This is a genomic window from Serratia sp. HNCC26DJ244 (assembly GCF_057180565.1).
In genome coordinates this window covers 1-1,104 of the sequence record NZ_JBXUGO010000071.1, presented here as the reverse complement: position 1 = coordinate 1,104, position 1,104 = coordinate 1, and the positions used below count along the sequence as shown (strand labels likewise).

Genomic DNA, 1,104 nt, shown 5'->3' with positions numbered 1-1,104 from the left:
TGAACAATGCCGGGACCCTGGGCAGCAGTGATGTGAACGTGGACGGTAACCTGAATTTCGCCCGCGATGGCAGTTTTGCCAATCAGCTCAGTGGTGCCGGCACCCTCAATACCCTGGCAGATGTACAACTCACCGGTGATAACAGCGCGTTTAACGGTGCTCAGGTGATTGGGGCAGACAGTCGGTTAACCGTGACTGATGCCAATAATCTGGGGGCCGCCAGCGCCACCGTGGATTTGACCACCGACAGTTCGGTGCTGAATTTCAGTGGTGTGACGGAGGATGTGGCTCATGCCCTGACTGGGGTGGTTGATTCCACCGTCAGTATCAGCAATGGGGCCGATATGTCCCTGTCTGCGGATAACAGCAATTTTTACGGTTTGTTTGATCTGGTCGATAACAGCACCTTGACGGTGACCCAGGCCCCACAATTGGGCAATGGTGTAGTCGCCATCGCCAGTGGCAGCAACTTGCTGTTTAGCGACTATGCCAACGAGGCCTTAAGTACCTTGGATAACGTCCTCAGCGGGGCGGGTACCTGGACACTGGATGCCAGCCATATCAATCTGAGCAATAGCAGTAATGCACAGGGCTTGAGTGGTGTCGTGGACCTGACTAATGGATCCAGCCTGAATCTTGACGGCAATACCGTGCTGAACAGTGCCGCCAGAGTAAATGTGGCGGATATCGGCAGTGATTTGAATATCACCACCACCGGGGCGTTTACCTTTAATAATGCGCTGACCGGGTTGGGGGATGTCAATGTCAACACCAACAACAGTGCGTTTAACTTTGGCAGTACGGTGGGCAGTGCGTTTGCTGGTACGGTGAATTTACAAAATACCCTGCTTGCACTTTCCGGCGACAATACTAGCGCGTTAACCTTGGCGACGCTGGATCTGGGCACCAACAGTCATGCGACAGTTGGCAGTAACGGGGTCACCACCACCGAATCTGTCGGCAATGTAAACCTGAATGGCGGCACCCTGACGTTTTATGGCGACCTGCCGGGGTTGCGTTCAGATGGCTTGATCAGTACCGATAATTTTATCGCCACCGGCGGTACGGTAAATATTTTAGGCAATGCAGCGATAGATAACACCC

Annotated in this window: 1 pseudogene; it reads left to right on the top strand. The window is 53.4% G+C overall.

Annotated elements, in window-relative coordinates:
- A pseudogene (locus tag AC2A06_RS18575) lies at window positions 1-1,104 on the top strand (autotransporter outer membrane beta-barrel domain-containing protein); the annotation flags it as partial.